A 25,097-nucleotide genomic window follows, 5' to 3' on the forward strand; every position below is an offset into this window, starting at 1 on the left:
AATGATTAATCAAACGATAAAAGAAGCGATTCAAAATTATAGTGATGAATTGACAGAAATACGCAGAAAACTTCATAGCGAACCTGAATTATCATGGGAAGAAGAAAATACGACTGCCTTTATTTGTGAATACCTTGAGAAATTAGGGATCTCTTATCGAAAAGCGGAACCTACAGGTGTCATTGGAGAAATTAAAGGCGGTAAACCTGGAAAGACTGTAGCATTAAGAGCAGATATGGACGCCCTTTCTGTTGAAGAATTAAATAAAGACTTGCCGTATGCTTCAAAAGAGGAAGGAAAAATGCATGCATGTGGTCATGATGCACACACATCCATGCTATTAATTGCAGCGAAGGCACTAAATGTAATAAAAGAAGAATTACCTGGGAATGTCCGATTAATATTTCAACCAGCTGAAGAAGTAGCAACAGGTGCAAAGGAAATGGTTAGACAAGGGGCTGTTGAAGGGGTTGATAATGTTTTTGGCATACATATATGGTCGCAAATGCCAACAAACAAGGTTGCTTGCACTCAAGGACCTTCATTCGCTTCAGCGGACATCTTTACAGTAAGGTTTAAAGGAAGAGGGGGGCATGGTGCAATGCCACAAGATTGCATCGATGCCACTATTGTTGCCTCTTCATTCGTCATGAATGTACAGTCTGTCGTATCAAGAACGGTCGACCCACAAAATCCCGCTGTTTTGACCGTAGGAAAAATGTCCGTCGGCACACGATTTAATGTCATTGCAGAAAATGCCGTCATTGAAGGGACTGTCCGTTGTTTTGATCCTAAAACACGTGACCATATTGAAAAACAGCTTCAGATTTATGCTGAAAATGTTGCAAATATATACGGTGCCACCGCAAAGGTTGATTACTACCGTGGCACGCAAGCTGTCATTAATGATGAATATAGTGCCAAACTAGTGCAAAAGGTGGCCACACAAGCGTTTGGCGAAGACGCAATATACAATGAAAAGCCAACAATGGGGGGAGAAGATTTTAGCTTCTATTTAGATGAAGTACCCGGAAGCTTCGCTTTAGTTGGATCTGGAAACCCTGAAAAGGATACGGAATGGGCCCATCATCACGGGAAATTCAACATCGACGAAGATGCGCTTTCTACCGGTGCAGAACTTTATGCTCAATATGCATGGGCGTATTTGAACGAATGACGGACTGGATAAAAGGGGGGATACGGTAATTACTAAAAGGGTTTGAACACCAGAAGGCCGCCAATTGGCGGCCTTCTGGTGTAAAGGGTTACATTCACCTGTGCATCATATTAAGTGAAAATCTGTTTCGTATTGTAGGAAATATTATTAGCATTATGCAGGAATTAAAATTCATTTTTAATTTCGGGGTATCATCTTGTTCTTTCTACGATGGCGTTAAAAGTAATGATATCGTCTTTTTCCTTTTCAGTTAGAGATAAAGTGCATTTGAAAAATAAGAATTATCCCACTGTCGATATGATTTTCTGGTTACTAAAAAGGCTTCATTGTTAAACCACAAAATATATTAGTTGATTAATATGGCCAATGAAACTATGTTATTTAACCTAACATACCAATTGCTTTTTTTTCCATTACCAATTATATTTATAAAAATACCTTCTATCAAGTCTGTCTAAATCTCAGAAAAGAGTTTTTAATTGAAGAGATTAGTTATAAAGGAAAAATGAATGGGGAAATAAATGTGAGGCAATGGTCCAGAAAGGTGAAAAATTTATACTAGTCCTCTTTTGGTTAAAGGAATTTATAAACAAAGGTGGGTATGGGATGGGCTTGTTAGGTAGAGTGGTTTTTTTAAAAAGATTACGAGATGAACTGTTGGAAAAAAGAAAACAAGGAGCCACTAACCTTCAAATTGATGAAATTGACAAGCAAATACGGAAGATTAATATAGAGATACAGAATATGAGGAAGATGATGGAGTAAATATTTTCTTGTTTCAAGAATACCGACTTGAACGTTTAGTTTATTTTGTTTGTTACCATCAGAATTTTTTTAAATGGGGCGGCCCTACAATAAAGTATGGACGTTTTTTCTTATTGAACATTACATGCGGTAGCACTACAGACTGTACAGAAAGAAATGAACCGCTACCTTACATGTCGTGTCGCTTCGGTATTAAATGATGCGATAAAGACTACTTGTATGACTCATGTTTCGCCTACATTCCGCAGGTTCCTGTACCATTTACAGCTACTGCCGCCATTTCAAACGAGCCGAAAGCCGTGAGATTAAGGCATTAGTAGAGTATTTTTACACAAAACCATTTAAGATAAAAACCAACTTCATGACTTAATCTAAGGGTTTTTCTTCAATTAGGGAGTTGCATGGGCAGCTCTTTTTCTTAAGGTGCTAAAGAGGCAGTTTAGTTCGGGTCATGGATGGTGATACAATGAAGTGGTTTGATCGTATAATTAAGATCGGTTAATTCGAAGGGGGATTAAAATGATTATTGATTGCCATTTTCATGTGGATGAAACAATGTTGACTCTAGAAAAAATGATAGAGGGTATGGATAAAAATGATGTAACCAAAACAGCGCTAATTGCCCCCATGAACGGAACAATGTTTGAATTGGATAGCATTTTTCAACAAGGTTTACAACACTTATTCCGTTTTCTAATACTAAATGTACCTCAAATTGGGCTCGGAATTTATGATGGTCTAGTAAAGGATGGCTATTTGAAACTTTATGGAAATTCATACAAGATTTTCACCAAGCCGGACAATGATATTGTTGCTACTGCAATTGATCGATTTCCAGACAGGTTACTAGGCTGGGTAGCAGTTAACCCGATGATTCATGTATCAGTGGAAGAGGTAGAAATATATCTTAATAAACCTGGTTTTATTGGGGTGAAAGCTCATCCATTCATGCATGAATATAGTATTAAGGCACTTGACCCAGTTGCAGCTATGTGTGAAACAAAAGGTATACCAATGATTATTCATCTATCTTCTGAACCAGACTCCTATAAATACTTACCTGAGAATTACCCAGAACTTAAATTAATTTATGCTCACGCCGGTCTTCCTTTTTGGAAAAAACTATGGAACTACGTTAAGAATCAACCAAATGTATTTGTTGATACCTCAAGTGATTATCTTAATCCATCTATTGTAAAGAAGGCAGTGGAATCTTTAGGATATCGTAAAGTTCTTTATGGTTGCGACGGACCATATGGAATGAAAAAGTTTAATGATTATGACTATTTTACAAAGAAAAGTTGGGTTGATTCACTTCAAATTCCTGATAACCAAAAGGAATACATACTTGGAAAAAACTTTTTAGCATTGATTGATTAATTCAAAACTCTATCAACAGATCAGTTAAAAGATTATTTAGCTAAGTGAAGTGAACAAATATAGGTAAGGAAGTTGCCTTTTCATTGTGAATGTAGAGATTAACTGAAAATTTTCAGTTAATCTCTACATCGGGTTCTTTCCGTTAGTTTGCTATGCAATTTTTAAATTGCTGTTCTAACTCATCTTTATTTAGGTCCTTTCCAATAAAAACAAGTTCACTTCGTCTTGTTTCACTGTCTTTCCATTTCCGATCTGGTCTTCCTGAAAATAACATATGAAGTCCCTGGAATACTATTCGTTGTTGGATTCCTTGTATATGAAGAATGCCTTTATATCGTAATAGATCTTCCCCTTTTTCTTGAACAAGGTAACTCATCCATTCATTTATCTTTTCGAAATCGAGTGGCTTCTCTTCGCGGAAGGCGATCGATGACACTTTATCATCATGATGGTGATGGTGATGATCTTCTAAGAAATGTGGGTCAATTTCAAGCTTGCGATTCACATCGAACGTATTAATTCCCAAAATGTCCCTTAAATTTATATTGCAGTTTTGAGCATGCATTCTCTTAGCTGCAGGATTCATGTTGGTAAGTCTTCGCTCCAACGTATTCAGGTCGTCATCAGATACTAAATCCGTTTTATTTAGAATAATCACATCAGCGAAAGCAATTTGCTCTTGTGCCTCATCATGACTATCCAAATGCTTTGTAACATGCATGCTATCCACTACAGTGACAATACTGTCCACTTCGAATTTATCGGATAGTAATTCATCCATAAAAAAGGTCTGGGCAACAGGTGCCGGATCAGCTAAACCTGTTGTCTCAATCAAAACACGGTCGAATTTTGTCTTGCCCTGTTCACTTGAAAAGACCAGAGTTCGTAGGATACGAATTAAATCCCCTCGAACCGTACAACAGATGCAACCATTGTTCATCTCCAATATTTCCTCATCAGCATCGACTACTAACTGGTTGTCTATCCCAACTTCACCATACTCATTAACAATAACCGCGATCTTTTGATTGTGCTTTTCTGTAAGGATCCGATTTAAAAGCGTTGTTTTACCTGCACCTAAATATCCAGTCAGAATGGTGACCGGGATTTTGTTTGTTTCGATTAAATTCATATTTTTTCTCTCCATTTATTTTATTTTTGATACTCTGATTACTTTTTCCTTGTCTTTTGAACCCCGGTGACAACTCCTTCTGCGCGTTCAAAACCATCTCCAAGAAATGAGTGACTTACTTTCGCTGTATAATCCTCATTAGCAAGGAGTGAATCGACGAAGGGGGAGGCATCCTCAGGTTTTAAATCCTTATACCATGTCCCTCTGGGATAGGCGATGACAACGCACTTATCATGGCATCTTCCATTACAACGTGTGCGAGTTGTATGAATGGTGTCGTCTACCTGTCGGTCTGAGATTTCTTTACGAATTGCTTGAGTCAGTTCCTCTGATCCGATCTCATTACAGCTGCTACCGTTACAAAGGAGAACATGATGCTTCGTATTACTTAAATTCCATGTGGCCATATTTAATTTTCCCTCCTAATAAATCGTAATAATTACGATTTACAATCAATTATTAGCTCATTTTAAACTTTCTAAACGACTAAATTCCCTTAATATCGAGTAATTATCTTCAGTAGAGCTAAAACCTTGAAAGGCTGTGTTAACCGACTTGATTTTTTGATGCCTGGAAGTAAACCTTTATGTATTAACTCCCGAAAGGGCGATTCTAAACACCTTGATCTTTCTTAAATATCCTTAAGGTCATCCAGTAACCTAGAAACGATTATGCAGTCAAGTAGGGGAAGTCTACTTTTCCGCTTTTAATTCCTTTTTCAGGTCAAGCGTGATTTTCAACTAATATCAGTGCTGCTTCACTTTTGCCACCTTCGATTTCTTTGTCACGTATTTTTCTCCTTTCTCATAAATATTGTACGAAAAAGTAAAACGTAATCATTACGATTTATATTATTTTACCCCTTTTTTAAGCCATGTGCAAACACTAAAACGTTCAGCAAGAGTTAATGTTCCAAGGACATGCTATTTTATTCTAAATTACTCAGTGATTTCTTTAGGTAGCAGTAGCCTAATCCATCCCCGATAAACACTAGTATATCGTTCACCTTTAAACCTGATTTTGGATGAAAGGGCATGCTATAAGCATATTGGAAGAGAAATGTTTCCCATTTATCTGTAAAATTGATATACCTTTAATTCGATAAATGGAGCCAGGCATTGTTTTTAAAAAGTCTTCTTGTTAATAGGGAGAAGGAAGGGAGCAGGGATGGCACCATCGTATTTCATTCTTACTTTGTTCTTTACTTTGTTTATTTTTCTTATTCACTATAGAGCAGGAAACTCCATCATGACAGTCGAACATCAATTAGTAAAAGAGCGGTCTAATTTAAGAGAAGCTGAATAGGAGGGTGAATATACAGAATCACGAGCTGGAACAAGTCATAAAAAATGCGGACAGGGCAATAAATAATGAGGATTTCGATCATTTAATGGAGTTCTATTCAGAGGATGCAACTTTAGTTGTCAAACCAGGAAGATTCGCAAAAGGGAAAGAGGAAATTCGCCGGGCATTCATTGCTATCGCTGAATACTTTAATCACAGTTTAATCGTCAATCAAGAAAAGATGGCAATAATCGAAACGGGTGAGACGGCATTGGTTGTGGCAAAAGCCCAGCTAAGTGCCATTCAAAAGGACGATTCCGAATTCTCGATGGAAAGAACAGCGACATATGTTTTTAAAAAGGATTCCACGGGTACATCGCGCTGCTTAATCGACAACTCTTATGGTGCTGAAATAATTGAAGAATTGAAGTGACTGGTGAAAGCTGCCGTTTATGGTGGCTTTTTATTTTTTTCGACTAGATTACTTCAGTATGTAACTTAGAGGCATTTTTGAAAGAGAAAATAAAAAAACAGTTTTTAGTTATGAAAAAATCGCTTATGTATAGAAGTGATGATGAAATGAAGAAATGATTGTGCCCATTAATTATAAGAACAAAGACTACAATAAAAAAAATAATTGAAGACAAAACAAGAAGACGAAATCTTTAAGATATCGCCGTCTCATTTACTACGGGTTAATATTTCTCAATGGTCGCTTATTTTAAAGCTGATAAACTTCTGCTCCATCATTTCTTGCATCGCATATTTGACGCCTTCCCGGCCAACTCCGCTATCCTTCCAGCCGCCATAAGGCATATTATCAATCCGGTAAGTTGGGATATCATTGATTACGACTCCACCTGTTTCCAAGCGTTCCGCCGCATAAAAAGCTCGTTCTATACTCGGAGTCATCACACCTGAGTTCAATCCGTAACGCGAATCATTTGCATCATTGATGGCATCATCCAATGTATCGAAAGGGAAAATGCAGACAATTGGACCAAATACTTCGAAACGAAATACCTTTGAGTCACGATTTACATTTGTTAAAACGGTAGGCAATAGTACATTGCCTTCCACTGTACCGCCACACTCGATTTTTGCTCCTTCCTGTACTGCCTCGTCAATCCAACTTTGTAACCGTTCCAATGATTTTTTTGAAATAACCGCTGTAATATTTGTATTTTCCTCCTGGGGAGAACCGATGACGAGCTGTTTTGTAGCACTGACGAATCGATCTAAAAATTGTGGGTATAGTGATTTGTGGACATAAATTCGTTGAATCGAGATGCACACCTGCCCATTATTCGTAAATGAACCCATTACACTTCTTTGAATAATTTGATCGATGTCGACTCCTTCATCAATGATGAAAGGGGAATTGGACCCGAGTTCAAGTGTAAGCTTACGGAAGCCTGCCTGCTGCTGGATAAGGTGTCCGACCTCTACACTCCCAGTGAAAGTCACTTTTTTTACATGTGGATGGGTCGTCAACGCTTCACTTAAAACATCCCCTTTGCCCGGTATGATGTTCAATACTCCATCCGGCAAACCTGCTTCTTTAAAAATATCGGCAAGAACCAGTGAACTCAACGGGGTTTGTTCGGCAGGTTTTAACACAATCGAATTTCCAGCCGCAATAGCCGGGCCAACTTTATGGGCGACCAGATTAAAGGGAAAGTTAAAGGGGGTAATCGCGGTAACGACGCCAATCGGGGTGCGAACCGTAAAGCCAAAACGGTTTACCCCACCAACTGCCGCATCCATCGGGATTTGTTCTCCATAATTGTTCTTTGACGCTTCTGCAGCAAAACGATATGTCTGAACCGTACGATTCATTTCTTCACGAGCGTTTCGAATCGTTTTCGCCGCCTCTAGAGAAATGATTCTTGCAAGTTCTTCACTGCGTTCTTCCATGATTGCTGCAGCTTTAAATAAAATTTCTGCTCGTGCATGAGCCGGATAGGATCGGTATTTCTGAAAAGCTGCATTGGCCTCAACAATCGCTTCAATGGCATCCGCTGGTTCAGCCTGTCCGATTTGTGCAATTTCTTCGTTTGAATGGGGATTATATAATGGCTCATATGATTTAGCCTCCCGCCATTTACCACCGATCCACAATTGCCACTTTTTCTTCATCTGAAATCCCTCCAATAAAATCTGCTTCTATAATTTACAAATATAATCACCTAGTGTTTTCGAGAGCTTTACATTTTCCGAATAATCGACATCCACATCAATCAAGTCAATTTCCTGACTCGAAATCGCTTCTTCTAATGAATGAAGCAATTCATCAGAGTGGGTTACTTTCACTCCTTTAACCCCAAAACTTTTTGCGAACCCTAAAAAGTCTGGGTCTGTAAATTCAATCGCATTCGTACGATCAAATTTATTCAATTGCTTCCACTCAATTAGGCCGTATTTTGAATCATGGAAAATGACTATCACGAAGGCAAGGCCTAGACGTTTTGCAGTTGCCAATTCAACTCCATTCATCAGGAATCCACCATCCCCTGTAACCGCAATGACAGGTTTATCAGGCTTTGCCAATTTGGCTGCAATTGCGCCGGGAATGGCGATTCCCATCGATGCAAAGCCATTAGAAATGATAGTGTGATTAGGGATTTCCGGCTGATACATCCAGGCAATCCATAATTTATGGGCACCCACATCCGAAATGACAATGGCATTGCCCTTTTCCGCCCTTTTCAAATCGGCAATGATTCGCTGAGGGATGATAGGGCTTCCTGATACATCATCCGAGGCATGAAATTTTTCAATGATTTGAGACCTTAACCTTTTCACTTCTGGCCAAAGTTCTTTTTTTGCTACACCAGTCGTCAAGGCTTCAAGTGCCTCCGTAACGTTCCCGACCAATTCTGCTTGAACGGGGTAATAAGCATCTATTTCGGCCGGTCGAGCATCAATATGGACAATCGGATTCATTGCTTCATCGTTCCAATACTTTGGCAAATACTCGACGAAATCATAGCCGACGGTGATAATAAGATCGGCCAAATCAAACCCGCATAGAACATAATCCCTTGCTTGCATCCCTACTGTAAAAAGGGACAATGGATGGTCAGAAGGTAAAACTCCTTTGGCCATGAACGAATTCACAACGGGAATTTGCTTCTCTTCTGAAAATTTCCGCAAAACCTCAGCAGCTCCATCGCGGATCACGCCATTACCAGCTAGCATAATAGGATTTTTAGCGCGATTTATTAATTCGACGGCTTTTTTGATTTCTTCCTCGGCTGGGCGGGATCTAGGCATTGGTGTAACCGGAAGGGGTTCCCCTTCCGTATCCATCATCGCCACATCTTCCGGAAGTTCTATATGAACAGCTCCCGGCTTTTCTATGACAGCCGTTTTAAATGCTTTACGGATAATTTCGGGAATCGTATGCGGCACCTTAATTTGTTGATTCCATTTCGTTACTTCCTCAAAAACGCCAATAATGTCCACATATTGATGCGACTCCTTATGAATGCGATCAAGGCCCGCCTGACCTGTAATCGCGACAACAGGGGAATAATCCAGATAAGCACTTCCTATCCCTGTCAATAAATTAGTTGCACCCGGTCCCAATGTACCCAAGCAGACGCCAGGCTTCCCAGTTAGCCGGCCATAGATGTCTGCCATAAAAGCTGCAGCTTGTTCATGATGGACCAAGATAAATTCAATATCAGAGTTTATTAAAGAATCAATAAGATCCGTATTTTCCTCACCAGGTATCCCAAAAATATACTGAACCCCTTCATTCTCTAAACATCTTACAAACAAATCAGATGCCTTCAAATTATTCCCTCCTCGACCATTTCAATTTCTTCCCCTATATGTTGGCTTTGGCTACTCGAAATTATGTACTTGGGTATATTAAAACCATTTCGAACATTCAACTCTAATTCAGGTTTTATTAAATTTACATCAGTCATAACCTGGAGAAGTAAAATGGAAATCGCAAGTCGTTTATTTATCATCTCATTTATACTTTTGCGATTTTGGGGGCTTTTTCCTGTTAACCGCTTGTCAATCCACTTTTCTTCCAATTTGCTTTTCAGTCTTTTTTTAGCAAAACTTTAATTAACTCGAACAGTGGGATGCTGGTTAATGGGGTGGATTTCAGCAGGAGATATTTTGGTTGTGGTACAGAGATTGTGAAGTTATAATAAACATTTCCGATACAAACCCGGATGTCGGGATCAGTTTGATAAAAAGTGTTTAAGCATGGTAAAAATGTAAAAGAAGAAGCAGGTACATTTTACTATTTAATTTTGGGATAAGAGGTTGGCCTGGTTTCCCATATGGAAGGATTTGAATTTTACTATGATAGATAATTTTTGGCGTGATTTACCACGACCTTTTTTTATACTGGCACCAATGGAAGATGTGACGGATGTAGTTTTTCGCCATGTAGTGAGTGAAGCAGCCAGACCTGATGTGTTTTTTACAGAGTTTACAAACACGGAGAGTTATTGTCACCCAGAGGGCATCCGCAGTGTGCGTGGGCGTTTGACTTTTACAGAGGATGAACAACCAATTGTAGCCCATATATGGGGGGATAAGCCTGAATACTTTCGGCAAATGAGCATAGGTATGGCGGAACTAGGCTTTCGGGGTGTGGATATCAATATGGGCTGTCCTGTACCTAATGTGACACAGAATGGGAAGGGAAGTGGCCTTATCCGTCGTCCAGAAGTTGCAGCAGAATTAATACAAGCAGCAAAAGCAGGAGGATTGCCCGTAAGTGTAAAGACAAGGCTTGGTTACACAGATGTAGACGAATGGCACGACTGGCTAACACACATATTGGAACAAGACATTGTTAATCTTTCCATTCATCTACGTACAAGAAAGGAAATGAGTAAAGTAGATGCTCATTGGGAACTAATCCCGGAGATTAAGAAACTTCGTGACCAGGTGGCACCAGATACGCTCTTGACGATCAATGGGGATATCCCTGACCGTCAAACTGGCTTAAAGCTCGCTCATCAATACGGTATTGATGGAGTTATGATTGGGCGTGGTATTTTCAATAATCCATTTGCCTTTGAAAAGGAGACGAAAGATCATAGTAGTAAGGAATTGCTTGATCTCTTAAGGTTGCATCTGGATCTCCATGATAAATATTCAAAATTAGAGCTACGTCCGTTCAAGGCTCTTCATCGCTTTTTTAAGATATATGTCCGTGGGTTTCGAGGGGCAAGTGAATTAAGAGTTCAATTAATGAACACAGAGTCAACAGATGAAGCGCGTGCTTTGCTCGAAAACTTTGGGTCAAACAATCTTGATGGAATGGGGGAACAGTAGAAGTGTCCCCATTCAAGGTAAAAGCGTAGTAGGACGTTAAACTGCGACCAATATCGCTTGTATGCGAATTTAGATACAGGTAGGACCAAAAATAAAAACGTGCCCACAAAAAGGCACGTTTTTATTTTTGGTGATTGTATTAGTAAACTTATGCCAAGAGGTCAGTTTAATCCTTTTGTGTTTAGTACTAGGTGGCGTTTATTTTTTAACAGTGAAGATTAAACGGCTTGACAATATACCCAGGTGGGTATAATATAAGCCTACCAGTTAAGAAAACACAAACTCACGAGTAAAACGTGTAAATTCACGAGTAAAATGCCCAAACTCACGAGTAAAACGTGTAAATTCACGAGTAAAATGCCCAAACTCACGAGTAAAATGCGCAAACTCAAGAGAAAAGCACGCAAATTCACGATAATGGTTTTTGATAAATAGGGAAGGTGAACTTGGTGCTGCGCTTTTTAATCAAAAGGAGATTAGTGATTGTTGTAAATAGATGGGAGGGCTGGGTATGGAGTATGATAAAAGTGTCATTAATCGCTTGAAGCGGATTGAAGGTCAAATCAAGGGTGTTCTTGGAATGATGGAGCAGGGTAAGGATTGCAGGGAAATCGTCACTCAGTTGTCAGCTGCTCGAAGTGCCATCGATAGGACCATGGGTGTTATCGTAAGTGCCAATCTTGAACAATGCGTTCGGGAAAACGTCGAGAATGGAGAAGGCACTGATCATCTAGTCAAGGAAGCGGTTAATTTACTAATAAGAAGCAGGTAAAAGAATTGACCTGTAGAAAAAGGAGTGTTATTCATGTCTTATATTTTACAAGTGGATTTTAAAATGGAGGGACCATTCGGCAACGAAATGGTAAAAGAATTTACAGATTTAGCAAAAAGCATTAATGATGAAGAAGGCTTGATCTGGAAGATTTGGACGGAAGATAGTGAGGCAAAGGAAGCAGGTGGCATTTATCTGTTTGAAACGAAGGAATCCGCATATAAGTACTTGACTATGCATACAGCTCGGTTAAAAGGGTTTGGTATAGAGAATGTTAATGGGAAAATATTCGAAGTGAATGAAGGTTTGACTTCAATCAATCATGGACCAAGTAAATAAAGAGTATCATTTATTTTTTTTGTGAAGTGGGTTGACCAACTATTTTTTTTAGCATAATATATACCCCGTTGGGTATAAAAGCGTGAAATGAAATTTCTATCAGGGGGAAAGCATAATGAATGAAAAGAAAAGAACGACCATCATTTTATTTAGTGGTGATTATGATAAGGCAATGGCTGCTTATATCATTGCAAATGGTGCTGCGGCTTACGATCATGAAGTGACCATCTTCCATACATTCTGGGGATTGAACGCTTTAAGGAAGAATGAGCCGGTTTCATTAAAAAAAGGATTTCTTGAAAAAATGTTTGCGAAAATGATGCCGCGTGGTTCTGATAAAATGGGGTTATCCAATATGAACTTTGCTGGGATGGGTCCCAAAATGATCAAACATGTGATGAAAAAGCATAACGCCATGTCACTCCCAAATTTAATTGGGTTGGCCCAAGAACAAGAAATCAAACTGATAGCCTGTACGATGACAATGGATTTATTGGGCTTGCAGCAAGAGGAATTATTGGATGGAATTGAGTATGCAGGTGTTGCGGCTTATTTAGCTGAAGCAGAGGATGGAAATGTAAACTTATTTATATAAATTTGGGTACCGGAGGGATGAGTCCAATGGGAACTATATTTAATCTCATCATATTAGGTTTCATCGTTTGGTTTTTATATCAGCGCTTTGTCCCTGTAAAGGGGATAAAAAATATAAATGCTGCTGAGCTAAAAGCTGTGTTGAATAATAAAGGAAATAAGCAATTGATTGATGTCCGTACCCCTAATGAATATAGGGACAATCACATTAAGGGCTTTATAAATATACCATTAAACGAACTTGGCAAAAGGACACAAGAACTTTCAAAAGATAGTGAAGTGATTGTAATCTGCCAAAGCGGGATGAGGAGCAGTAATGCGAGTAAAGCATTGAAAAAACTAGGCTTTAATGAAGTCACCAACGTAAAAGGCGGCATGATTTCTTGGCGCGAATAAAAGGAGTATCTTAAAAGATGAAAGAAATTTTACCGAATGAAGTGAACGCATTATTGAAGGGAAACTCGCCAGTCCACATTATTGATGTGCGGGAGGTGGATGAAGTAAAGGCAGGGAAAATACCAAATGCTTTGAACATCCCGTTGGGCCTAGTGGAATTTAGAATGCAGGATCTGGATAAATCAAAAGAGTATATCATGGTCTGCCGGTCAGGGGGCAGAAGTTCAAAGGCTGTACAGTTACTTGAGGGTCATGGATATAAAGTGTTGAATATGATGGGTGGTATGAATGAATGGGAAGGTCCTACAGAAAAATAATAAATTTGAATATACCCCCATCCCTATGATAAAAGGAGGAAATAAAATGATTAAAACAAATTCCGTTTTGGATGCTATAGGTTTAGCTTGTCCAATGCCAATCGTAAAAACGAAAAAAGCAATGAATGGCCTGGAAGCGGGGGAAGTACTGGAAGTTCAAGCAACTGATAAAGGGTCAACCGCCGATATGAAAGCCTGGGCGGAAAGTTCAGGTCATCAATACTTGGGTACGGTTGAAGAAGGAACCACACTAAAACATTATCTTCGGAAAGCAAGCGGAGAAGAAACAGAAGTGAAGAAGCATGAAAAAATCATTTCAAATGAAGAACTTCTACAAGTAATGGAAGAAAACAGAAATACGATCATCCTGGATGTCCGAGAATCCGCAGAATATGCTTTTAATCATATTCCAGAAGCAAGATCCCTTCCATTGGGTGAATTGGAACAACGTATGGGTGAACTGGAAATAGAGTCAGAGATTTTCGTGATTTGCCGTACAGGCAGCCGAAGTGATCTTGCTGCACAAAAACTGACCGCGGCTGGATTTGAACGGGTTTTCAATGTTGCACCAGGTATGAGCCAATGGAACGGTCCTTCACAAAAATCCGTGAATGAATAAAGGGGTGTCAAATGACCATGGTATTGGGCTTGGAATAAGAAGCTTTCGTTGACGGTATCGAAGTAGGTGGAGCGGTCACATTTTTGGAGTTCGCAAAAGATGGTGATGTTACATTAACCTTTTAATGAAGGAAAAATTTTTTAAGTCATTAATACTATAGGGGGTATAAAGAATGGCGTTTAAGCAAATGACAGCCGCTGAAGTTTCAAAGAAAGTAATCAATAAAAACGACTTATTTATTTTGGATGTTCGAAATGAAAGTGACTTTAATGATTGGAAAATTGAAGGGCGGAATTTCGAATTCCTTAATATCCCTTACTTTGATCTTCTGGATGGCGTGGAAGAAATTCTCGATCAACTCCCGGCCAATAAAGAAATCCTGGTAGTATGTGCAAAGGAAGGCTCATCCGTCATGGTAGCTGAAATGTTATCTGAAGCTGGATTGGATGTTTTTTATTTAAAGGGCGGCATGAAAGCATGGAGTGAACACTTGGAACCAGTGAGGATAGGCGAATTGACAAATGGTGCCGAAATTTACCAATTTGTTCGGCTTGGTAAAGGCTGTTTATCTTACATGGTCGTTTCCAATGGTGAAGCAGCAGTTATCGATTCCACAAGAATGATAGATGCCTATCTTGATTTCGCCGATGATATCGGGGTGAAGGTTACACATGTTCTGGATACGCACTTACATGCCGATCATATTTCAGGTGGAAGACGAATCGCGGAAGTAACAAATGCAGCTTACTGGCTGCCGCCAAAAGATGCGGCTGAAGTAACTTTTGAATATCAGCCATTAGAAAGCGGGAAAGTGATAACGATCGGTCATACAGCGATTGATATCCAAGCATTATACTCCCCGGGCCATACCATTGGATCCACTTCATTTGTGGTGGATCAAAAATACTTGCTAAGCGGGGATATACTATTCATCGATTCCATTGGCAGGCCGGACCTAGCTGGTTTGGCTGAGGATTGGGTAGGGGACTTGAGAGAAACACTGTATACACGTTATAAAGAATTATCAGACGAGTTAATTGTATTGCCATCACATTTCATGATTATTGATGAATTGAATGAAGATGGAAGTGTCGCTAAAAAGTTGGGTACGCTGTTTGCTGAAAATCACGGATTGAACATAGCGGATGAAACGGAATTCAGAGGGCTGGTAACAGGTAATTTACCGCCACAGCCAAACGCCTATCAAGAAATTCGCGAAACCAATATGGGGAAAATCGAACCCGATGATGAAAAACAGCGCGAAATGGAAATTGGACCAAATCGCTGTGCGGTTCGCTAATACCGATAAAAATAGAAACCAAGAAAATAGGAGAGATGAAATATGAATTCAGATATAGTGCTAGATGCTAAGGGACTTGCATGTCCAATGCCGATCGTCAAAACGAGAAAAGCCATGAATGATTTGCAAACCGGGCAAGTGCTGGAAATACATGTAACCGATAAAGGAGCTAAAGCAGACTTAGCCGCTTGGTCAAAATCCGGTGGCCATGAACTGGTGGAAATGGCAGAAGAAAATGATATACTGAAATTTTGGATCAGAAAAGGCTGATAAAGAGGAGGGGACCATTTGGGTTCCCTTCTTTTAAGGGAGGCACTTACAATGGATATAACCTTTATCATTACCATCTTTTTGATTGGTTTTATAGGTTCATACGTTTCAGGGATGCTCGGCATCGGCGGTTCGATAATAAATTATCCAATGCTGCTGTTTATTCCCCCAATCTTCGGTTTAGCTGCATTTAGTGCCCATGATGTGACAGGTATAAGTGCTGTACAAGTCTTATTCGCTTCCATCGGAGGTATATGGAGCTATCGTAATAGCGGACATTTAAATAAAACGCTTATTCTCTACATGGGAATCAGTGTGTTGATTGGAAGCGTGGTTGGAAGTTTTGGATCACAATCGATGTCGGAAAACGGAGTGAATATCGTCTATGGCATTTTGGCGTTGATAGCGGCGGTCATGATATTCATTCCGAAGAAAGGGATAGATGACATTCCTGTGGATCAAGTTACCTTTAATAAATGGCTTGCGGCCATCCTAGCATTAATCGTTGGTTTAGGTGCCGGGATTGTCGGTGCCGGAGGCGGCTTTCTATTAGTTCCCATCATGTTTATCGTTTTAAGAATTCCAACAAGGGTCACGATTGCGTCTTCATTAGCAATCACATTCATTTCATCCGTTGGTGCAACAGCAGGGAAAATCTCAACGGGGCAAGTTGACTTCTATCCGGCTTTGATCATGGTGGTAGCGAGTTTATTAGCATCCCCGCTTGGGGCGATGGCCGGTAAAAAAATGAATGTAAAAGTGCTGCAAGTCATACTGGCTCTATTGATTTTAGCGACGGCTGTGAAAACTTGGGCGGGGATCATGACTTGAGTTTTGACACGGAAGGGAGCAGTTGTGAAAAGTTATATCGTTAAAGAATTGTTCACATTAGGCCACACTAATAGTTCCTTTTCCTCCATCACTTTTTTTCTTATTATCTTGTACCAGATAAGTTAATGGGGCTTATGTTAATAGAAAAAGCTGACTGTTGAAAGTCAGCTTTTTCCTTATGTGGCCGTTTATAAATAATTAAAAGATTACCGCTAAAATAAACCAAACAATCATCAATAATTGAATTAATACTTTGGCTAAACTGCCGCCTAAAAAACCGATGATAGTTGCAAACCCAACTTTAGTAGCCTGCATTATATCTTTTTGAATGATTAATTCCGAAACGAGGACTGCTAAAAATGGTACGAGAATTATTCCAAAAGGAGGAAAGACAAATGAACCAACAATCGTGGCAATAGCTGCTATTGTCTCGGATATTTTTGCCCCCCCATACTTTTTAACAAAATAACTATTTGCGATAATGTCTGCCGCGATTAATACACCGCTCAACACAACCATACTGATCCAGAACCATAACGATAACTCATCAGGATTAATGAGGAATTGATAAACTGCGAATCCTCCCCAAATGGCAACAACCGAAGGGATAATAGGATAGATAATTCCTACAAAACTTAAAGCAAATAAGACGATCGTTAACCCCCACCATAAAATATCCAATGAAACTCCACCTTTTCATACTTACTTTTTCATATATCTATTAAATTATATTTCTATTTAGGGACAAACACCATATTAGATTACGATGTGTAGAATATGTAATTATCCCTTAATGATATGCCGCTGAGTCATTCTTTCAAGAGTTGTTGTTCCTCACATCTATGAAATTGATAAAAGTCCTTAGTAGTTGTTTTTGGAAAGGGTCATTTACTAGCAAACAAGTAGACAAGGACTTGTATACCTTACAAAAAAGAAATAGCGCCACTAATTATAGCTAATACTGTTAAGATTAACGATGTCAAGATGACCCATTTGTATGCAAATTTCTGATATTCTCCAAGGTCTTTATCAACCATGCCAACTAATAAAATGGTTGATGCAACAAGTGGACTCATTAAATGAGCGGGTTGTCCCAATATAGAAGCCCGAGCAATTTCTAACGGACTAATACCATAGGCTGAAGCTGCCTCTGCAAGAATAGGGAGAACTCCAAAATAATAGGCATCATTCGATAAAACGAATGTGAATGGCATACTTGTAATGCCAACAATGACAGGGAAAAACTGTCCTAATGAAGCTGGTATTATCGCAACCAGTCCATTAGCAATAGCATCAACCATTTTTGTACCGGAAAAGATTCCTGCAAATACTCCAGCTGCAAAAACTAGTAGAACAACAATTAGAGCATTTCCAGAGTGTGCCAAGATACGTCTTTTTTGCATTTCCAGATTAGGGTAGTTAATCATTAAAGCAATAGTGAAACCGACCAAAAATAAAATAGGGGAAGGTACCAATCCCATAATAAGAATGACCATAATGCCTACCACAATTAATAAGTTAACCCATAAAAAACGAGGGCGTTTAATGTCAAGATGAGGTAATGCATCAGTGACTTCATTTTCTACAGTAGCAGCTATTTCATTTTTTAACTCTTCTATGTGTATTACACCCAATCGTTTACGTTCTTTTTTCCCTAAAATAAATGCCACGAAAATAACCCAAATAGCACCACCGATCATGGTGGGAATAAGTGGAACAAAAAATTCGGATGCATCAAGTCCCAATACTGCTATTGCTCGGGTAGCAGGTCCACCCCAGGGGGTCATACCACTCATAACACTTAAAGCTAGCATGGCTACTGTAGCTAAAACCAATGGATTCATACCGATTCGTTTATAAAGTGGATACATAGCTGAAACAGTAATGATATACGTTGTTGTCCCGTCTCCATCTAGGGCCACGAGTAATGCAAGAATTGTGGTACCTATCGAAATTTTGACAGGATCTCCCTTGACAACTTTTAATAACTTTTTGATAAGTGGGTCAAATAAGCCTGTGTCTATCATAATACCAAAAAACAATATGGCGAATAATAATAGAGCTGCAGAAGGAGCGACTAGCTTAATGCCTTCCATCATCATAGTGCCAATTTTACTTCCAAAACCACCAACTACTGCAAAAACGATCGGAACTAAAGTTAAAGCAACAATGGGTGATAAACGTTTGGACATAATTAAATAGGTAAAAACGGTAACCATGGAGATGCCTAAAATTGTAAGAAACATTATTAAATCCCCTCCCATATTTTGAATGCGCTTTCAAATGATCTCTGGGTGACTAGAAATAATTTTGTGATTTTTCGGAATAATTAACTGGTAGATTAATAAGTTTTACACTATGCTTATGCGCTTTTCTTTATTAAAGGTAATACAGGGAGAACAATAAGTTAAATACATATTTTTTTGTATTGGTATCAAAATAATTTATTCTTAAAAAAAGAATGGGAAGGAGAGCAAATAAAGCCATAGGATAAGTGATTTCAATAACGAAATTTTTTTTATATTTAATGCTACTTTTAGTAAAAAAAAAGAAGGTCATCATCTAAATATTGTGTATAATAACCTTCTTTTCTTTATAAATCTCAATTTTTTCATTGTCCTTGAGCAAAGCTTCCTCTTTTTTATTGGCTCTTTTCGTAAAGATTGTTGTTTTTAAAACGAAACTATTTAAGGTTGATTGGAGCGGAAGTGTGAGACTCCTGTGGGAGCAGCGGGACAGGTGAGACCCCACAGGCGTTTACGCCGAGGAGGCTCACCGCCCGCCCCGCGGAAAGCGAGCATCTGGAGGGGAAATCAACCACACCGCACTACTTGGTAAATAGCAACAAAGTATGTGAAAACAGCCTTTTTATTTAACATTTAGTTTTACATTTCTGTTCTTGTCTTTTTTTCTTAAACTTAATTTTAATACCAATTTTAGTAATGGAGGCACTGCGGCATAAATAAAAGCCATCCGAAATAGTTGATAGCTGGTAACAGTAGATACATCAGCATTTACTTCTTGTGCAATGATTCCCATTTGATCCATTCCACCAGGGGCTAAACTTAAAAAACCCGTAATAGGCGATAAATCATAATACTGGGTCAGTAGAAAACTAAAAAACATTGTTGCGCAGATCAAGATTAGTCCGTTCATCAAAGCCAATAATAAGGTTTTTCTTTTGTTATCAAGTTGTTCCGGTTTTAATAGTAAACCGATATAACCGCCAACCATAAATTGAGATATATCAAGAAGTGAAAGAGGAAGTGGTGGTCCCTGCAAACCTAAAAGACCTATTGCAGCAGTAACGATTACTGGTCCTAAAAAGTAAGGAGCTGGTAACTTGAATATTTTCCCTATTCTTGCTGCGAGAAAACAAATAAAGGCGAACAGAAAGATAAGAGGAAATAAATCACTCCAATCTGGAATAACGTTATCCATTATTTTAGAGGAATCATTGGTACGATTCGCTGCAAGAATGGGACTGATAATTAAAAGGGGAACTAAGAAAACCACCATTATCACTCTTGTAACATGGAAAAAGGTTACGGTAGTAATATCAATACCTTTCATTTCTTCTGCAAACACAACGATTTGTGACAAACCTCCAGGAATACTACTCGTTAAGGAGGTAGGATAGTCAATGCCGGAATATTTTGACATAACAAAAGCAGAACATGCACACACAAGGAAAATTAAGATTGTAAGGATCAACATTGAGGGAAGGTGACTAATCATATCAGACAGTGAGCTCTTGGTAAAGGAGATGCCTATTGAATAACCTACAATAATTAATCCAGTATTTCTCATCGAAACGGGCCAAATCAATTTAACGCTTTTGAAACGTGATGCAATTAATAGGGCTGCCATTGGACCAAGAAGCCAGGGGATTGGAAACCTGATAAGAGAGAAAAGGCCGCCTCCAATAAAAGCAGTTAGAAGTGCAGCCGAAAATTGGATTGTCTTGCTTGCATTATTTAAATCCCACTTTTTCATATTAATTCTCTTCCTTTGAATTAGTTTTACTTCGTTTCGTCTTGCTTCATTGTTTAGAATCATTAAGAAAATCAATAAATGCTTTCACTTGTGCCAAATCCATAGTCACATCCCGATAAAAAACCCAAGTTTCTCTAAGCAAATAATTATTATCGCTTAATACAATGGGGAAAGTATACAGTGGTTCATCATTTTTAATACAGATTTCTGGTAAAATGGCATATCCTAAACCATTAAGAACCAGTTCCTTACATGTTTCAATCCGATCTACCTCCATTGAAATCTTGGGTGGTAACGCAAATGTTTCCTGCCACCAGTTTTCAATAGTATTTCTTAACGATTGGTCTGTCTGATAATTAACTCTAGGAAGAAAAGGAAGTTCTTTTAATTCAATTTTCTTACTGGAGGCAATACAAATCTTTTCTTCTTGAAATAACACTTTATTTTCCTGCCAGTTGTAAGGACCTCTAACGATCCCGAGGTGTGCTTCTTCTTTTTGAAGCATTTGATGAATTTGAGAACTCCATCCAGTTTTCAAACTGATTTCAACCTCTGGATATAGGGTTAGAAATTCTTTTAATAATACTGGTAGTTTATATCGGGCAAACAAGCCAGATACACCCAAACGTAAAGTTCCTTTTACTTTTTTATCCAAATTTGAAATGTGTTCTTTTGCAGCTCCTAATTGCTTACGCATATTTTTCGAATATTGAACGAGGTATTCCCCTTCAACTGTAAACTCGACACCTCTTTTGCCTCTAGAGATTAAATTTGTTTTGAACTCTTTTTCCAGCTGTTTTATTCGATAGGATAAAGCTGGCTGAGAAATAAATAGTCGTTGTGCTGCCTTTGTTATATTTCTTTCTTCGTAAAGAGTAATTAATATAAGCCAGTCTTTTTCATCCATAAAATTTTTCTCCTTTAACCATAAAAAATATTTATGGGTAATTATAAAAAATGATAATTTATTTGATTTCTAAAAAGTATAATACAACTAATGAAAAAAGAAATCTATCATTTTATGTAAATCAATAGACTCACTATAGTTTTGCCTTTCCAGCATTATTTCATAAAATTTTTCTATGGCAACGAATAAAAAAACAATATTATTTTTATTCATTATTTTCACTTATTATTTACATGAAGCGTTATCACTACTTAACAGGAGGGATAAAAATGTCAAATACACAAAATTATGATGTAGTTGTAGTAGGGGCAGGAAACGCAGCTTTATGTGCAGCAATCTCAGCAAAAGAGGGAGGTGCTAAAGTTCTTGTATTAGAACGGGGACCAGTGGAAAAGCGTGGAGGGAACTCTTTCTTCACGGATGGAGCCATTCGTGTTGCATACAATAATTTGGACGCAATCAGAAATATAATACCTGAATTAACAGATGAAGAATCCGAGTTAATTGTAATGCCTGAATACACGGAATCCGATTATTACAATGATCTAATGCGAGTAACAGGTGGACAAAGTAATCCTGAGTTAGCAAAACAGCTGGTTTCTAGATCGTATGAAACAATTGCCTGGATGCGTGATCAGGGAATAAAATTTGAATTGAATTATGAAAATCAATCTTTCGTACAAGCTGGCAAGCGCAATTTCTGGGGAGGGCTGCCTATCAAAACGGAGGATAAAGGCGTTGGATTAATGAGACAGCTCTTTGCGCGGACAGAAGAAATTGGCATCGACGTTTGGTACGATTCACGTGCTGTGGAGCTTGTATCAGAGCATAATTCAATAACCGGTGTCGTTGTTGAGAAGGATTATACAATGGTAACAGTGCAGACATCCGGTGTGATTTTGGCTTGTGGCGGCTTTGAGGCCAATAAGAAAATGAGAAGTGAAAATATTGGTGAAGAATGGGAAGCGGCTATTGTTCGTGGAACCGAGTTCAACACAGGAGACGGCATTTCCATGGCTATGGCAGTAGGGGCTCAAAAATTTGGGCAGTGGTCTGGATGTCATTCTATTGGGACAGATTATAAAGCGCCAAAAGTAGGGGACTTCACGAAGCCGGGAGATATTTTTAAAAAGCATTCTTATCCGTACAGCGTCATGCTTAATAATGAAGGGAAACGGTTTGTTGATGAAGGAGCAGATTTGCGAAATTACACTTATGCCAAATACGGCCGTGAGGTATTAAAACAGCCTGGACATGTGGCATATCAAATTTATGATGCACAGGTACGCCCGATGCTGCGTAAAGAATATGACCTTGAAGAAGCGACTTTTTATAAAGCAGATACGCTTGGAGAGTTGGCTAGTTTACTGCCGGTCAATCAAACACAATTTCTTAAAACGATCGAAGAGTATAACAGTGCGGTACAAGATGGTGACTTTAGACCCGCAGAGAAAGATGGCAAAGGAACGAAAGGAATTACCCCTCCTAAATCCAACTGGGCACTTCGAATTGAGCAAGGTCCATTCTATGCTTTCCCTGTAACGTGCGGAATTACCTTCTCGTTCGGTGGTTTGCATGTAGATACAACGGGTCATGTGTTAGACAAAGAAGGACAACCGATAAAAGGTCTCTTTGCGGCTGGTGAAATGATTGGGGGGATTTTTTATGAAAACTATCCTGGTGGATCCGGGTTAATGTCTGGAGCAGTCTTTGGAAAATTAGCTGGCTCATCCGCAGCACGCTATACTCAAGAAAAGGTTGAAACGATCAATAATCACTGAGTCTTTTCCTTGAATGGTTTATTAGATGAGAATGGTCCAAAAAATAATAGAGATATGTGAAGTAGATGAAGGAAAAATAGCCAAGGCTAAAAAAAGTCCTTGGCTGTTTGGTATTTTAACATATTAAAAGTCTTTATGCTTTGACTAAAACTCATATCATATAGGTATATAAAAGGATCAAACTTAGTAGCAGTTTATCTATTGGAGCTTTTTCAGATGAAGTGATTGTATAGCTTTAATCGTCCTGATGGCCAGACAATAAGGTTCTTCATTACTAGCTTTTCGAGTTCAGCAACAGCGTGAATGGATAGATGGGCATTAACGCGTATGAATACAGTCCTGACTTATCAAGATTTACCGGTTATATTGCTGTTTACCACTCGATACTAAAATTCAGCATGAAAAAGGGTAGTGATTTTGTGTATTGGAATTTTTCTCTAAACAAGATGATGGATAGTAATTAGCTTTTTAAAAATATTATAGTAACCATAAAAATCTGGTTTCAGTAACTGTATCCTAATTTTTATAGGGGTTTTAGCTTATCTGGGGAATTTTAGTGCCTTTCATATTTTTGAATATTTCTTTCGTTTCTATGTCTAATTCAAATATTTTAATATTTTCCTTTAAAAAGACAGTGAAGACCCACATTTGACAAAGCCCCCAAGTGAAAGAAATTTTTTTGCTGTAATTTGCAGATCCATTCCTATCAAGCTAATTGATAGGAATGCTCGTAATTTTTTTTCGTGTACACGTATCCCTCCAATATGATTCTTGCTGTGCGTACCACTTTAATAGCACGTATGTGTCCTGCCAAGAAATCAACCTTTGTTTCCATTATCCCCGCAGGATGGGCTAATCGGAAAATTTCTTGTTTAATGTTCACCATCTCAGATAAAACCGTTTCCTGTAAGTAAGCCCCTGCTGTTGCACAGATGGCTCCTGTAATAGCAAGCGCTTGATGGGGCTTTTGCATAGACATCATTCGGATCATCAAATCCATCTCTGACGCTTTTCTTTCAGATCCGTTTAGATCGACGTAATCCATAGGAGGAGCAATTAGAGTCATTTTAGGTACAGCAGGAGATTTGATAGTAGCTGATTTCTTATCGGAAAATTGACACATTTCAGCTGCAATTGACCGGATTTCTTCCAGTTCAATTAATTTTTCCTGTGAATAATCATTGGGTAATTCGGTTCCGCTTAGACCAATATCCTGTGCCCTTACAAAAACGAGTGGATTGGCAACATCAATAATAGAAACTTGAATTAGCCGATCCTTGGTTTTAATCATGTCAATCGGATTTCCTGTAGGGAAAAGTTTTCCTGTAACTGCTCCTTCTGCACGAGTAAAAGAAAGATAAATAGGTGATCCTTTACCAGGCACCCCAGGTATTGAGCAGCATCCTTCTGATTTCACATGTCCATTTTCAACCTCTACTTCTGCAATAATCAGTTTTTGTGTATTCACATTAAAAATTTTCACCGTTGTAACAGGTTCTTGTATAGGGACTAATCCTTGCTCAATTGCGTAAGGTCCTACAGCAGATGATATATTTCCACAATTTCCTTTAAAATCAACCATTTGATTATCGATGCTGATCTGAGCAAATGTATATTCCACATCGAATACCGGTGAATCTGACTTTTTGATAATCGCTGCTTTACTTGTCAATGAATTCGCTCCTCCAAGACCATCAATCTGTCTCCGATCCGGACTGCCCATCACGTCAAGTAAGAAATCCACCCAGTGTAAGGGATTCGAAGGCATATGTTCAAAGTTAAGGAACACACCTTTACTTGTCCCGCCGCGCATTACAACTACAGGTACTTTCATTGTATAACCACCTTTTCTCAAATCAATATTTATAGCACTACCGGTTCCTTTGAAAATATAGTATGATATGTTTATTCATAAGTAAAATAC

Annotated in this window: 23 protein-coding genes and 2 pseudogenes; 16 read left to right on the forward strand and 9 right to left on the reverse strand. The window is 38.6% G+C overall.

From position 1 onward, the window contains the following. Position 1: 1 nt before the first annotated feature. The 3 genes from ACIQ0C_RS16105 to ACIQ0C_RS16115 all read left to right on the forward strand — a co-directional run bounded on the left by ACIQ0C_RS16105 (position 2) and on the right by ACIQ0C_RS16115 (position 3,322). Positions 2-1,177 carry a M20 family metallopeptidase gene (locus ACIQ0C_RS16105; protein ID WP_403061691.1) on the forward strand — a complete coding sequence of 392 codons (1,176 nt, stop codon included), beginning with the start codon at positions 2-4 and terminating at the stop codon, positions 1,175-1,177. A 606-nt stretch (positions 1,178-1,783) separates the two neighbouring features. Continuing rightward, on the forward strand, positions 1,784-1,942 hold the full coding sequence (locus tag ACIQ0C_RS16110) for a hypothetical protein (RefSeq protein ID WP_156500350.1): 159 nt from the start codon (positions 1,784-1,786) through the stop codon (positions 1,940-1,942). A gap of 519 nt (positions 1,943-2,461) precedes the next feature. After that, entirely contained in the window at positions 2,462-3,322 is an 861-nt protein-coding gene (locus tag ACIQ0C_RS16115) for an amidohydrolase family protein (protein WP_403061694.1), read from the forward strand. A 142-nt stretch (positions 3,323-3,464) separates the two neighbouring features. Here ACIQ0C_RS16115 and ACIQ0C_RS16120 read toward each other — a convergent pair whose 3' ends face one another. Further along, positions 3,465-4,454, reverse strand: a complete 990-nt coding sequence (locus ACIQ0C_RS16120; protein ID WP_402840888.1) for a CobW family GTP-binding protein — start codon at positions 4,452-4,454, stop codon at positions 3,465-3,467. 15 nt (positions 4,455-4,469) lie between these two features. Then, a pseudogene (locus tag ACIQ0C_RS16125) lies at positions 4,470-4,861 on the reverse strand ((2Fe-2S) ferredoxin domain-containing protein). Between the two features lie 908 nt (positions 4,862-5,769). Between ACIQ0C_RS16125 and ACIQ0C_RS16130 the strand changes: the two are divergent. Then, positions 5,770-6,171: a YybH family protein gene (locus ACIQ0C_RS16130; RefSeq protein ID WP_403062078.1), complete on the forward strand. Its 402-nt coding sequence runs from the start codon at positions 5,770-5,772 to the stop codon at positions 6,169-6,171. Positions 6,172-6,443: 272 nt separating this feature from the next. Here the strand turns inward: ACIQ0C_RS16130 and ACIQ0C_RS16135 are convergent, their stop codons facing one another. Both ACIQ0C_RS16135 and ACIQ0C_RS16140 read right to left on the reverse strand, forming a co-directional pair. Beyond that, complete coding sequence (locus ACIQ0C_RS16135) at positions 6,444-7,877, reverse strand: aldehyde dehydrogenase family protein (RefSeq protein WP_403061697.1); 1,434 nt, start codon at positions 7,875-7,877, stop codon at positions 6,444-6,446. Between the two features lie 27 nt (positions 7,878-7,904). Then, on the reverse strand, positions 7,905-9,539 hold the full coding sequence (locus ACIQ0C_RS16140; protein WP_403061700.1) for an acetolactate synthase large subunit: 1,635 nt from the start codon (positions 9,537-9,539) through the stop codon (positions 7,905-7,907). 528 nt (positions 9,540-10,067) lie between these two features. On the opposite strand from ACIQ0C_RS16140, the gene ACIQ0C_RS16145 reads away from it, so the two are divergent. The 11 genes and pseudogenes from ACIQ0C_RS16145 to ACIQ0C_RS16195 all read left to right on the forward strand — a co-directional run bounded on the left by ACIQ0C_RS16145 (position 10,068) and on the right by ACIQ0C_RS16195 (position 16,489). Beyond that, positions 10,068-11,051: a tRNA dihydrouridine synthase gene (locus tag ACIQ0C_RS16145; RefSeq protein ID WP_403062081.1), complete on the forward strand. Its 984-nt coding sequence runs from the start codon at positions 10,068-10,070 to the stop codon at positions 11,049-11,051. A 511-nt stretch (positions 11,052-11,562) separates the two neighbouring features. Continuing rightward, complete coding sequence (locus ACIQ0C_RS16150) at positions 11,563-11,823, forward strand: metal-sensitive transcriptional regulator (RefSeq protein WP_403061703.1); 261 nt, start codon at positions 11,563-11,565, stop codon at positions 11,821-11,823. 33 nt (positions 11,824-11,856) lie between these two features. Then, on the forward strand, positions 11,857-12,162 hold the full coding sequence (locus tag ACIQ0C_RS16155; protein WP_403061706.1) for a monooxygenase: 306 nt from the start codon (positions 11,857-11,859) through the stop codon (positions 12,160-12,162). Between the two features lie 115 nt (positions 12,163-12,277). Then, positions 12,278-12,757 (forward strand): DsrE/DsrF/DrsH-like family protein, encoded by a 480-nt coding sequence (locus ACIQ0C_RS16160; protein WP_403061709.1) that lies wholly within the window; start codon positions 12,278-12,280, stop codon positions 12,755-12,757. Between the two features lie 26 nt (positions 12,758-12,783). Then, positions 12,784-13,152 (forward strand): rhodanese-like domain-containing protein, encoded by a 369-nt coding sequence (locus tag ACIQ0C_RS16165; RefSeq protein ID WP_403061712.1) that lies wholly within the window; start codon positions 12,784-12,786, stop codon positions 13,150-13,152. Positions 13,153-13,169: 17 nt separating this feature from the next. Further along, positions 13,170-13,469, forward strand: a complete 300-nt coding sequence (locus ACIQ0C_RS16170; RefSeq protein WP_403061715.1) for a rhodanese-like domain-containing protein — start codon at positions 13,170-13,172, stop codon at positions 13,467-13,469. A 46-nt stretch (positions 13,470-13,515) separates the two neighbouring features. Then, positions 13,516-14,088, forward strand: a complete 573-nt coding sequence (locus ACIQ0C_RS16175) for a sulfurtransferase TusA family protein (RefSeq protein WP_403061718.1) — start codon at positions 13,516-13,518, stop codon at positions 14,086-14,088. 2 nt (positions 14,089-14,090) lie between these two features. Continuing rightward, positions 14,091-14,213, forward strand: a pseudogene (locus ACIQ0C_RS16180) (DsrE/DsrF/DrsH-like family protein); the annotation flags it as partial. A 47-nt stretch (positions 14,214-14,260) separates the two neighbouring features. After that, entirely contained in the window at positions 14,261-15,388 is a 1,128-nt protein-coding gene (locus ACIQ0C_RS16185) for an MBL fold metallo-hydrolase (RefSeq protein WP_403061721.1), read from the forward strand. Positions 15,389-15,430: 42 nt separating this feature from the next. Continuing rightward, positions 15,431-15,658, forward strand: a complete 228-nt coding sequence (locus ACIQ0C_RS16190) for a sulfurtransferase TusA family protein (protein WP_402840923.1) — start codon at positions 15,431-15,433, stop codon at positions 15,656-15,658. Positions 15,659-15,709: 51 nt separating this feature from the next. After that, entirely contained in the window at positions 15,710-16,489 is a 780-nt protein-coding gene (locus ACIQ0C_RS16195; RefSeq protein WP_403061724.1) for a sulfite exporter TauE/SafE family protein, read from the forward strand. 198 nt (positions 16,490-16,687) lie between these two features. On the opposite strand, the gene ACIQ0C_RS16200 is transcribed toward ACIQ0C_RS16195, so the two are convergent. The 4 genes from ACIQ0C_RS16200 to ACIQ0C_RS16215 all read right to left on the reverse strand — a co-directional run bounded on the left by ACIQ0C_RS16200 (position 16,688) and on the right by ACIQ0C_RS16215 (position 21,392). Continuing rightward, entirely contained in the window at positions 16,688-17,170 is a 483-nt protein-coding gene (locus tag ACIQ0C_RS16200) for a DUF456 domain-containing protein (protein ID WP_403061727.1), read from the reverse strand. A gap of 242 nt (positions 17,171-17,412) precedes the next feature. After that, entirely contained in the window at positions 17,413-18,735 is a 1,323-nt protein-coding gene (locus tag ACIQ0C_RS16205; protein ID WP_403061730.1) for a CitMHS family transporter, read from the reverse strand. 622 nt (positions 18,736-19,357) lie between these two features. Further along, positions 19,358-20,485, reverse strand: a complete 1,128-nt coding sequence (locus tag ACIQ0C_RS16210) for an AbrB family transcriptional regulator (protein WP_403061733.1) — start codon at positions 20,483-20,485, stop codon at positions 19,358-19,360. Between the two features lie 46 nt (positions 20,486-20,531). Continuing rightward, a complete protein-coding gene (locus ACIQ0C_RS16215; protein WP_403061736.1) occupies positions 20,532-21,392 on the reverse strand; it encodes a LysR family transcriptional regulator in 861 nt (286 codons plus the stop codon). 269 nt (positions 21,393-21,661) lie between these two features. Here ACIQ0C_RS16215 and tcuA point away from each other — a divergent pair, with 269 nt between their 5' ends. Beyond that, positions 21,662-23,173 carry an FAD-dependent tricarballylate dehydrogenase TcuA gene (gene tcuA / locus ACIQ0C_RS16220; protein WP_403061739.1) on the forward strand — a complete coding sequence of 504 codons (1,512 nt, stop codon included), beginning with the start codon at positions 21,662-21,664 and terminating at the stop codon, positions 23,171-23,173. A gap of 706 nt (positions 23,174-23,879) precedes the next feature. Here the strand turns inward: tcuA and ACIQ0C_RS16225 are convergent. Then, positions 23,880-25,007, reverse strand: coding sequence for a 2-methylaconitate cis-trans isomerase PrpF family protein (locus ACIQ0C_RS16225; RefSeq protein WP_403061742.1), 1,128 nt, complete (start codon positions 25,005-25,007; stop codon positions 23,880-23,882). Positions 25,008-25,097 lie beyond the last annotated feature (90 nt).

This window comes from Peribacillus sp. NPDC096448 (assembly GCF_044762675.1).
GTDB classification, from domain to species: domain Bacteria; phylum Bacillota; class Bacilli; order Bacillales; family DSM-1321; genus Peribacillus; species Peribacillus frigoritolerans_B.

Bases quoted from the DNA above. Each gene is read 5' to 3' on its own strand.
- ACIQ0C_RS16205 (WP_403061730.1), bottom strand. From the start codon at position 18,735: ATGTTTCTTACAATTTTAGGCATCTCCATGGTTACCGTTTTTACCTAT.
- tcuA (WP_403061739.1), top strand. From the start codon at position 21,662: ATGTCAAATACACAAAATTATGATGTAGTTGTAGTAGGGGCAGGAAAC.
- ACIQ0C_RS16185 (WP_403061721.1), top strand. From the start codon at position 14,261: ATGGCGTTTAAGCAAATGACAGCCGCTGAAGTTTCAAAGAAAGTAATC.
- ACIQ0C_RS16115 (WP_403061694.1), top strand. From the start codon at position 2,462: ATGATTATTGATTGCCATTTTCATGTGGATGAAACAATGTTGACTCTA.
- ACIQ0C_RS16195 (WP_403061724.1), top strand. From the start codon at position 15,710: ATGGATATAACCTTTATCATTACCATCTTTTTGATTGGTTTTATAGGT.
- ACIQ0C_RS16170 (WP_403061715.1), top strand. From the start codon at position 13,170: ATGAAAGAAATTTTACCGAATGAAGTGAACGCATTATTGAAGGGAAAC.
- ACIQ0C_RS16155 (WP_403061706.1), top strand. From the start codon at position 11,857: ATGTCTTATATTTTACAAGTGGATTTTAAAATGGAGGGACCATTCGGC.
- ACIQ0C_RS16165 (WP_403061712.1), top strand. From the start codon at position 12,784: ATGGGAACTATATTTAATCTCATCATATTAGGTTTCATCGTTTGGTTT.
- ACIQ0C_RS16175 (WP_403061718.1), top strand. From the start codon at position 13,516: ATGATTAAAACAAATTCCGTTTTGGATGCTATAGGTTTAGCTTGTCCA.
- ACIQ0C_RS16190 (WP_402840923.1), top strand. From the start codon at position 15,431: ATGAATTCAGATATAGTGCTAGATGCTAAGGGACTTGCATGTCCAATG.
- ACIQ0C_RS16105 (WP_403061691.1), top strand. From the start codon at position 2: ATGATTAATCAAACGATAAAAGAAGCGATTCAAAATTATAGTGATGAA.
- ACIQ0C_RS16210 (WP_403061733.1), bottom strand. From the start codon at position 20,485: ATGAAAAAGTGGGATTTAAATAATGCAAGCAAGACAATCCAATTTTCG.
- ACIQ0C_RS16225 (WP_403061742.1), bottom strand. From the start codon at position 25,007: ATGAAAGTACCTGTAGTTGTAATGCGCGGCGGGACAAGTAAAGGTGTG.
- ACIQ0C_RS16215 (WP_403061736.1), bottom strand. From the start codon at position 21,392: ATGGATGAAAAAGACTGGCTTATATTAATTACTCTTTACGAAGAAAGA.
- ACIQ0C_RS16120 (WP_402840888.1), bottom strand. From the start codon at position 4,454: ATGAATTTAATCGAAACAAACAAAATCCCGGTCACCATTCTGACTGGA.
- ACIQ0C_RS16110 (WP_156500350.1), top strand. From the start codon at position 1,784: ATGGGCTTGTTAGGTAGAGTGGTTTTTTTAAAAAGATTACGAGATGAA.
- ACIQ0C_RS16150 (WP_403061703.1), top strand. From the start codon at position 11,563: ATGGAGTATGATAAAAGTGTCATTAATCGCTTGAAGCGGATTGAAGGT.
- ACIQ0C_RS16135 (WP_403061697.1), bottom strand. From the start codon at position 7,877: ATGAAGAAAAAGTGGCAATTGTGGATCGGTGGTAAATGGCGGGAGGCT.
- ACIQ0C_RS16145 (WP_403062081.1), top strand. From the start codon at position 10,068: ATGATAGATAATTTTTGGCGTGATTTACCACGACCTTTTTTTATACTG.
- ACIQ0C_RS16160 (WP_403061709.1), top strand. From the start codon at position 12,278: ATGAATGAAAAGAAAAGAACGACCATCATTTTATTTAGTGGTGATTAT.